We start from the raw sequence: 9,039 nt of genomic DNA, 5'->3' as shown, positions 1-9,039 counted from the left end.
TGGTTTTGGGACTGCTTCGCAGTCCAGCGGGGATGAATCCCCTCGCCACAGGGTTCTTTTCACTGCGAGTCTTGTGCTGGATCAGGTAGTACCGGCGCGATCGGCTAGAATGGCCGCCTTGTGTTTGCCGAGCCTGCCATGAAAGCCGAAATGCCCCACGCCCAACTCGACTGGGACGACCAGGGACGCCCACGTTCGCGGGTGTTTGATGACGTGTATTTTTCCGATCAGTCGGGGCTGGAGGAAACCCGTTACGTGTTTCTTGAGCAGAACCGTCTGGCCGAGCGCTTTGCTGCGCTGCCGGCGGATGGTCGGCTGGTCATTGGCGAAACCGGCTTCGGCACCGGGCTGAATTTTCTCTGCGCCTGGCAGCTATTCCAACAGCACGCGGTGGCCGGCGCGCGTTTGCATTTTGTCAGCGTCGAGAAGTACCCGCTGGCGCCTGCGGATCTGCGTCGGGCCTTGGCACTGTGGCCGGAACTCAAGCCGTTGGCCGATCAGTTGCTCAAGCACTACGTGGCGATTCATCAAGGCTTTCAGCGCATTACTTTGGCCGAAGGTCGAGTGACGCTGACCTTGCTGATCGGCGATGCGCTGGAGCAACTGCCGCAACTCGATGCGCAGATCGACGCGTGGTTTCTCGATGGTTTTGCCCCGGCGAAAAATCCGGACATGTGGGCTGCCGAGCTGTTCGTCGAGCTGGCACGTCTGGCTGCGCCGGGCTCGACCATCAGCACCTTCACCAGCACCGGTTGGGTAAGGCGTCTGCTCAACGCTGCCGGGTTCAAGATGAAGCGCACACCGGGCATCGGCCACAAGTGGGAAATCCTGCGTGGCGAATTTCTCGGCTGGCCCGCCGAGGTGGCGGCGCCAATACCGGCGAAACCCTGGTTCGCCCGCCCTGCTCCGTTGCGCGGTGAGCGCCGGGCGCTGGTGATCGGCGCGGGCCTGGCCGGCTGCGCGACGGCGTCGAGTCTGGCGGCGCGCGGCTGGCAGGTGAGTCTGCTCGAGCGTCACGCGGCGGTGGCGCAGGAAGCTTCGGGGAATCCGCAAGGCGTGCTCTATCTCAAGTTGTCAGCCCATGGCACGGCGTTGTCGCAGTTGATTGTCAGTGGCTTCGGTTACACCCGGCGCCTGCTGGAAAGCCTGCAACGCGGCAGCGACTGGGATGACTGCGGCGTGCTGCAATTGGCGTTCAATGCCAAGGAAGCCGAGCGCCACGGGCAACTGGCGGCGGCGTTTCCTGAAGATCTCTTGCAGTGGCTGGAACAGCCGCAAGCGCAGGCTCGCGCCGGTGTCGGCGTGGCCCACGGCGGTTTGTTCTACCCCGAAGGCGGCTGGGTGCATCCGCCAGCGCTGTGTCAGGCCCAGGCGATGCACGCCAACATTGAATTGCTCAGCCATCACGAAGCTTTGGAACTGCGCAAAGTCGCTGACCAGTGGCAAGCTTTCGACGACGAGCGTTTGCTCGCCAGTGCGCCGGTGGTGATCCTGGCCGGAGCTGCCGAAATCAAACGTTTTGCCCAGAGTGCCGAATTGCCGCTCAAGCGCATTCGCGGACAAATTACGCGTCTGCCTGAAACCGCAGACAGTCATGCGCTGACCACCGTGGTGTGCGCCGAAGGCTACGTCGCCCCGGCGCGTCTGGGCGAGCACACCCTGGGCGCGAGTTTCGACTTCAACAGCGACGACCTGACGCCCACAACTGCCGAGCACCAAGGCAATCTGGCGATGCTCGAAGAGATTTCCAGCGATCTGCTGAGCCGTCTGAACATCAGCGAGCAGCCAATTGAGAGCCTTGAGGGCCGCGCAGCCTATCGCTGCACCAGCCCCGATTACCTGCCGATTGTCGGCCCGCTCGCTGATCTGCAAACCTTCAATCAAACCTACGCTGCATTGAGCAAAGACGCCCGACAAGTGCCGGACATCGCCTGCCCATGGCTCGATGGTCTGTACGTCAACAGCGGCCACGGTTCTCGCGGGCTGATCACCGCGCCGCTGTCCGGCGAACTGCTCGCCGCGTGGCTGGACAACGAGCCGCTGCCGTTGCCGCGCAGCGTGGCCGAAGCGTGCCATCCCAACCGGTTTGCCTTGCGCAAACTGATTCGCGGCAAGTGAATATCAGATGTCCGGCATCACACAGAGGCCGAGATCCATCAGGCGTATGGACTCTTCGGTCAGGCGCTTGATCACTGCCTCTTGCGCCTGCTCCTTTTCAAGCTGGAGGGCATTCGCCTGACTCACATAGTCGGCACTGAGCAGGGTGTCCGCCTGCTCATCGAGGGCACTCATGCGCGGCGCGAAAGATTCATCGATCATTGAAAATTTGCGCGTAAACGTACGCTTCAGATAATCACGCCAGAACGTTCGCTCCTGCATGTATTTCAGCCATTGCGGGGAAAGTTCGGCAGTCATCACGCGATTTCTGGCGACCTCAAGATCAGCGGCTGTCACGCCACTCTGGGCATCGAACAGCATACCTTTCGGTTGACCGCGCAGCCCCAGCTCATCGGTCAGACCGATGCGATAAGCAAGGTTCATTTCCAGTGCATCGACCTTCGGCGCCCGGAGCGAATGCTCCAGGGCAATTTCTTCCAGCTTGTCCAGCCTGAACAGACTGCGGCCCAGTTCCAGCAGAGCCTTGGCAGTGACCTTGCGGCCGCTTGCCGCGCTGGTTACCCGCTCGACTTCCACCTCGACTTCCAGGCGACTGAACACCAGCGTTGCGTTGTCGGTGCAATGAAGCGGATCGGCAGCCGTGTCGAGCACTTGTTCACACAGCGGCCCGTCGGCTTCGGCCGCCTTCAGTACCGCCCAGACGCGTCGCTGCAAGTCGGCGCTGGCCTTTTTCCCGTCCGCGGTATCGCCCAGTTGCGCCAGCACGGTGAACAACCCATCGGCCTTCGGCTCGTTTCGCAATGCCGTCCAGATCCGCGTCTGTTCTGCCCACTCCTCGCCACTGTTCTTGGTCATCCAGAGCGAGCGGGCGTGTTGCTCGTTCATCCTGGCGATGTCATCGGGGAGGTAGTCCATACCGATGCCGAAATTATCGCGATAGTTTTCCAGATGCGTTTTGCTGCGTTCGGAAAAAGGATTCAGTCCCAGCTTGAGTGCGCTGGTGAAATGGCGTGTTTTCTGGAATAACCAGTCGGGCAGCTCTTTGATTTTATTCCCGGTCAGGTTCATCAATTCAATGTGGACGGAATTGGACAGGCCTTCTGGCAGTTCCGTGATGCCGGTTTCTTGCAGGGACAAGCGGCGCAGTTGCGTCATTTGACTGAAATCCGGGGTGGCGCCCAACGGATTCCTGTCCAGATTCAGGTAACGCAACGTGCTCAGGTTGTTCAGCTTCGCCAGGGTCTGTTCGCTCAGCTTGAGCTGATTGCCTGCCAGGCTCAGCCGTTGCAGACGCGGCATGTGCGACAACATTTCAGGCAGCCGGGTGATCGTGTTGCTGCCCAGTTCCAGTAGCTCGAGCTGTTTGAAGGACTTGAGGAAGTGCGCAACATCATCACCCAGCGCCATGTTGCGCATCGACAATTGCTCTATGTGGTCAAAGCTCACCGACGGCGGCAATGTTGGCACCTTACCGATGCGCATGCCGTCAAGGTTGAGGGTACAGAGGCTTTTTCCCTCTTCGTTGGTGGCCCAATGAAAGCGTCGAAATCCTTCTTCGATCAACTCGGCGGCGATTTTCCGGCTGTGCCGCGCTTCGGCCAGATCGCCACCCATGGCTTTCAGTGCGGCGGCATCTTCGCTCCAGACAAACAGCGCGTCACGCAGGGTCTGCAGATCCTGACGCAGGGCTTTGATGCGGGTCGCACGGCTCAACGGATCATCGCCCAGCTCATCGAGCAATTGGCTGAGCTGCTGCTGATTCAAGCGTGGATACAGTTTGCGCGCCTTGCGCAGCAGCGCCCGCGAATGCTCCGTCCCGGCAGCCTGATCGCTCTGCATGCAGGCCGGCTCGACAAGCCGAGGCTCAAACGTGCCGCGAACCAATGTCTGCGCCGTCTCCTCGCGTTCGTCCAGCGCTGCATCGAGCAATTTGCTGCGCAAGCGCACCGTGTCGGCCTGCGCAGACCCGCCCAACCCGGCGGCCGTCCGCTGACGCAACGGCAGCGCTTTGAGAATCGCGCTGTACAGATCCCCCGGCGCTGCTGCCACTTTGCCAAGTGACTTGCCGTCGCCACTGAACGCCTCGTAACCGGCAGCAGACTTCACCAGCGAGCAGGTATTTTCGGGTTTCGCAGAGGCAGCGCCGATGGCTTCCAGGATTGGCCCGGCGAGTGTCTTGTCACGCACTTGCAAGCGCAATTGCGCATCCCAGCCGCTCAGTCGTGGCAGCAACTGAATGGCCAGTTTGTCGGTATCGGCATTGGCCAGTCGTGGCCAATGCAAACCTGCCAGGGCACGATCGAGTCGCACTGCGTTAATGTTTTGCCTGACGCGTTGCCCCATCCGTAACGGCACCTGCCCGGTCTCGCGCAGATGCAATCGTTCGATACTCGGCGCGCGCTCGATCAGCCGCTGCCCATGGCGCGTCGTAATGGCGGCAAAGACCTTGCGCAACTTCAGCACATCGTCCGCCTCGCTCCGGTCATAACGCTGATACATACGCTCAAGCACGGCCCGATGATCCGTCTTCAGCGCCGCGCCGAGCTTTTTCGCCAGCGCCGACTCTTCCAGGCTGGCGGCGGTTTTACCGCCGAGCAAAGCATCGACTTCGTTCTGGTACAGGCCATCAATGACCGTTCGCAGCAACTGCCCCGCCGCCAGTTGTTCACGGCTGACTACCACGCTCAGAGCTTCGTCGGGCTCGCGGGTCAATGGATAAGTTGCCTCGACGCTGCCATCGGCGTTGGTCACCTCGATGTAGCGGTCGGTTGGCCAGCCCTTGAGCTTGGGCAATGCGTGCAATTGCTCCTCGGCGGGCTGGCCGGAATGTACTTCGCCGGCCTGCAGTTCGCGGGTCAGCTGGCGCAGTTGACGGGAGAGACGCACGCGTTCCACCGTGTCGCGCAGACGCTCCGGCAACGCCAGGTTATCGTTGAACGCCTGGAGCAATTGGTCATGACTGGTGCCACTGAGCCGACGCAGGTTATCCAGGTCGCTGTCGGTGAATTCGCTCAGGTGCGGGTCGATGCGTTTGAGTGTGTACGCAGAACTGCCCCACTCCTCGGGCTCTTCGCCAGGAATGCGCCAGCCGCCCTCAACGTGTCGGGCCAACTCCGGGGCATAGGCGTCAGCGCGACTGGCATGCTCCAGACGCCACAGGCTGGCATCGGCATCGTAACTGCCGGCAAAGAATCGATGATCGACACGCCCAAGGGTTTTGCGGCCCACCTGATAAAACTCCTTGGAGCTGGCATCAATGGTGAATCCCGCCGGGAGTGAATGCTCATAGGCAACGAGATCGGGCTTCCACAAACGTGCCTTGCCTGCGTGATTGAGGATGGCCCGAAATTGCCCGAAGAACTCCGGGTGCGAGCGCAGCAGTTTGCCGCCCAGCGTGCCCAACGCCTTCTGCCCGCCGGCAAACGCCGTCATCAACGCGATGTTCTCCACCACGCTGAGCAGGTGCGAAAGCGCTTGCTGATGATCGCCACGCTGCCAGTCTTCGACCCCTTCAAACACTTCGCCGAGCAATTGCCCGACCGCAACGCCCATCATCAGCTGGCCAAGGACCGGCACAAACATGCCCGCCACTGACGCAATGGTCACGCCCAACTGGAGAAAATCCAGCAGACGTTTCTGGCGTGCGTCCTCATCGATATCTGCCGTCGGCACTGCCAGTTTGCGCGCATCGATCTGTAATTTGCCGACGTGACTCTGCACCATGAAATCAAAAAGCGGGACACTCATCGACAGTTGCTTGATGAGGCCCAACTCGCCTTTTTCCTCGAACGTTTTGAAGAAATCGGCCTTGTCATCCTCATCAAGGCATCGACCGAAATAATCCTTGTAGTCCGGTTTGCACAGTTGTTGCGTGAGATAGTTTTTGAAGGCATTGAAGCTCGGATATTCGTACAACGCCCTCTCGGGCTCGCCCGCCATGTAGACCAGGCAACCATCCTCGGGATGCTCCTGCACCGAGCGCGCGCAGAACACCACGACGCCCCACACGCAGCTGTCCAGTATCTCGATGCCCTGCATGATCATCGGGTCGTTGCCGTGGCGCAGGGTTGCCGACGCCACGCCCTGGGCATCAATCAGATCCTGCAGCATGCGCAATCCCTGCGGAGTGATATCAGCCTTGAGCGCGGCCAAATGAGCGTCGAGCTGCAACAGGTTTTTTTTCATCGCGCCAATGTCGCGGGTCAGGACACTGCTGGTCACGACTTTGCCGTCGGCATCGCGCAGGCCGAAGACTTGCTGGAAATGTTGCTGATATTTCTTGCCCAGGTCGAGCGTGCGGCACAACGCGGCGAACGCCTGCGGTGTCAGGCCCTGCACTCCCGCAGGCGCACTGGCAATGCGCACGACACTGCCGGACGGGAAACCATCGGCTTGCTCCTCGTCTTCAGCGAAGTTCTGCATCGCCGCCTGCAGCAGGGTTTGCGCGGCGTGTTTTACAACATCGATACCCGCCTGGTTGGTCGCCGTCGCGTCGCAGCCGCAATCGTCACCCGGCAGACTGAGCACATCCTGTTCGACGTCATAGACCGCCGGCCACTTGGCGTTCAACGCAGCGGTGAGTTCTTTTTTGCAGAAACCGCGCAACGATTGCAATCCGGCCAGATCCTTGGCCACTTTGAGCTGCAGGCGATGCAGCTCGCGAGCGGTCTGATCCAGCGTGGCCAGCGTGTCGGTCGAAGCCTTGAGCAAATAAGGCGGCAGACTTTTCTCCAGGGCTTCGGCCGTGTCGAGGTCTGCGGTGGCTTCCAGCAGCGTGCCGAGCACTGAAGATGGAGCAAGGTTTTGTTTCTGTTGCTGCACTGACATGGCAATAGTCCTTTATTGCTGTTGGGGCTTTCGACCTTAGCGATGGTGTGAATGAATTGATAATGGAAAAAACTGCTGGCAAATGCCGCAAACACACGCAGTTTTTCGGCCTATAAAACAGCCCGCTACCGCCCCGCAAAAAAAACCGGCTAACGCTGCCAGGGCGCCCTCTAGCACCGACCTGCAGAGGCCGTAACGCCGCGCTTATAACTTATCGATCTAAAACTCCGCCTACCGTGACAGGTCAGTTTCTGAGTACCCGCACTTTTCGCGTGGTACGGCTTGACCTTCCCCAACGGAAAAACCGGTAAGGACTTTATGTGCGGATTAGCTGGCGAGTTACGTTTTGATCAACAACCTGCAGACCTTGCAGCGATCGAGAGAATCACCCATCACCTGGCCCCTCGCGGCCCTGACGCGTGGGGCTTCCATGCCCAAGGGCCGATTGCCCTGGGTCATCGACGCCTGAAAATCATGGACCTGTCGGACGGCTCGGCGCAGCCGATGATCGACAGCCAACTGGGCCTGTCCCTGGCGTTCAACGGTGCGATCTACAACTTCCCGGAACTGCGCGCAGAGCTTGAAGCACTGGGTTATGCCTTCTATTCGGGTGGCGACACCGAAGTGCTGCTCAAGGGTTATCACGCCTGGGGCGAGGCACTGCTGCCGAAACTCAACGGTATGTTCGCCTTCGCCATTTGGGAGCGTGATGCCCAGCGCCTGTTCATCGCCCGTGACCGTCTCGGCGTAAAGCCGTTGTACCTGTCGCGCACTGGCCAACGCCTGCGCTTCGCCTCGGCATTGCCAGCGCTGCTCAAGGGCGGCGACATCAACCCGATTCTCGATCCGGTGGCGCTCAATCACTATCTGAACTTCCACGCGGTGGTGCCTGCGCCGCGCACCTTGCTGGCCGGTATCGAAAAACTGCCGCCGGCCACCTGGATGCGCGTTGAGGCCGATGGCCGCACCGAGCAGAAAACCTGGTGGACCCTGCCCTACGGCCCGAATGAAGACGAGAAAAACCTCAATCTGGAAGACTGGGTCGATCGCGTCCTCGACAGCACCCGCGAAGCGGTGGCGATTCGTCAGCGTGCGGCAGTGGATGTCGGTGTGTTGCTTTCGGGCGGTGTCGATTCGAGCATGCTCGTCGGCCTGTTGCGCGAAGTCGGCGTAGAAAATCTGTCGACCTTCTCCATCGGTTTCCAGGATGCCGGCGGCGAGCGCGGCGACGAGTTCCAGTATTCGGACCTGATCGCCAAACATTACGGCACCCGACATCACCAGTTGCGCATCGACGAGAGGGAAATCATCGAGCAACTGCCCGCCGCGTTCCGGGCGATGAGCGAGCCGATGGTCAGCCATGACTGCATCGCGTTCTATCTGTTGTCCCGCGAAGTGGCCAAGCACTGCAAAGTCGTGCAGAGCGGCCAAGGCGCGGACGAACTGTTTGCCGGTTACCACTGGTATCCGCAGGTCGACGGCGCGGCGGATCCGTACGCCGCTTACCGCGATGCGTTCTTCGATCGCAGCTACGACGACTACGCGGCGACCGTTCAGCCGAAATGGCTGGTCGACCACGATGCGGCGGGCGACTTCGTCAAACAGCACTTTGCCCAGCCCGGCGCCGAGGCTGCCGTGGACAAGGCGCTGCGCCTGGACAGCACGGTGATGCTGGTCGATGACCCGGTCAAACGCGTCGACAACATGACCATGGCCTGGGGCCTGGAAGCGCGCACGCCGTTTCTCGACTATCGACTGGTCGAGCTGTCGGCCCGTGTGCCGGGCAAATTCAAGCTGCCCGATGGCGGCAAGCAAGTGCTGAAAGAAGCTGCGCGCCGGGTCATTCCAAGCGAAGTGATCGACCGCAAGAAAGGCTACTTCCCGGTGCCGGGTCTCAAGCACTTGCAGGGCGACACACTCAATTGGGTGCGCGAGCTGCTGCTGGATCCGAGCCAGGATCGCGGCCTGTTCAACCCGAGCATGCTCGACAAGCTTTTGACTGATCCGCAAGGCCAGCTGACCCCGTTGCGCGGCTCGAAACTGTGGCAACTGGCAGCCCTGAACCTGTGGCTCAGTGAACAAGGAATCTGATTG

The 9,039-nt window shown here is 60.6% G+C and carries 3 protein-coding genes; 2 read left to right on the top strand and 1 reads right to left on the bottom strand.

What is annotated here, in order from left to right; genetic code table 11:
* Positions 1 to 138: 138 nt before the first annotated feature.
* Positions 139 to 2,118: a bifunctional tRNA (5-methylaminomethyl-2-thiouridine)(34)-methyltransferase MnmD/FAD-dependent 5-carboxymethylaminomethyl-2-thiouridine(34) oxidoreductase MnmC gene (gene mnmC / locus D8U71_RS19665; protein ID WP_130888472.1), complete on the top strand. Its 1,980-nt coding sequence runs from the start codon at positions 139 to 141 to the stop codon at positions 2,116 to 2,118.
* Positions 2,119 to 2,121: 3 nt separating this feature from the next.
* Here the strand turns inward: mnmC and D8U71_RS19660 are convergent, their stop codons facing one another.
* Positions 2,122 to 6,945 carry an NEL-type E3 ubiquitin ligase domain-containing protein gene (locus tag D8U71_RS19660; RefSeq protein ID WP_130888471.1) on the bottom strand — a complete coding sequence of 1,608 codons (4,824 nt, stop codon included), beginning with the start codon at positions 6,943 to 6,945 and terminating at the stop codon, positions 2,122 to 2,124.
* 318 nt (positions 6,946 to 7,263) lie between these two features.
* Here D8U71_RS19660 and D8U71_RS19655 point away from each other — a divergent pair, with 318 nt between their 5' ends.
* On the top strand, positions 7,264 to 9,036 hold the full coding sequence (locus tag D8U71_RS19655; RefSeq protein ID WP_130888470.1) for an N-acetylglutaminylglutamine amidotransferase: 1,773 nt from the start codon (positions 7,264 to 7,266) through the stop codon (positions 9,034 to 9,036).
* The last annotated feature ends 3 nt before the right edge of the window (positions 9,037 to 9,039 follow it).

This window comes from Pseudomonas sp. Sample_21 (assembly GCF_004307525.1).
Taxonomy (GTDB): Bacteria; Pseudomonadota; Gammaproteobacteria; order Pseudomonadales; family Pseudomonadaceae; genus Aquipseudomonas; species Aquipseudomonas atacamensis.
This window is presented reverse-complemented; position numbering and strand designations above follow the sequence as displayed.

Excerpts from the sequence above, each read along its gene's own strand:
- mnmC (WP_130888472.1), top strand. The coding sequence starts at position 139 with ATGAAAGCCGAAATGCCCCACGCCCAACTCGACTGGGACGACCAGGGA.
- D8U71_RS19660 (WP_130888471.1), bottom strand. The coding sequence starts at position 6,945 with ATGTCAGTGCAGCAACAGAAACAAAACCTTGCTCCATCTTCAGTGCTC.
- D8U71_RS19655 (WP_130888470.1), top strand. The coding sequence starts at position 7,264 with ATGTGCGGATTAGCTGGCGAGTTACGTTTTGATCAACAACCTGCAGAC.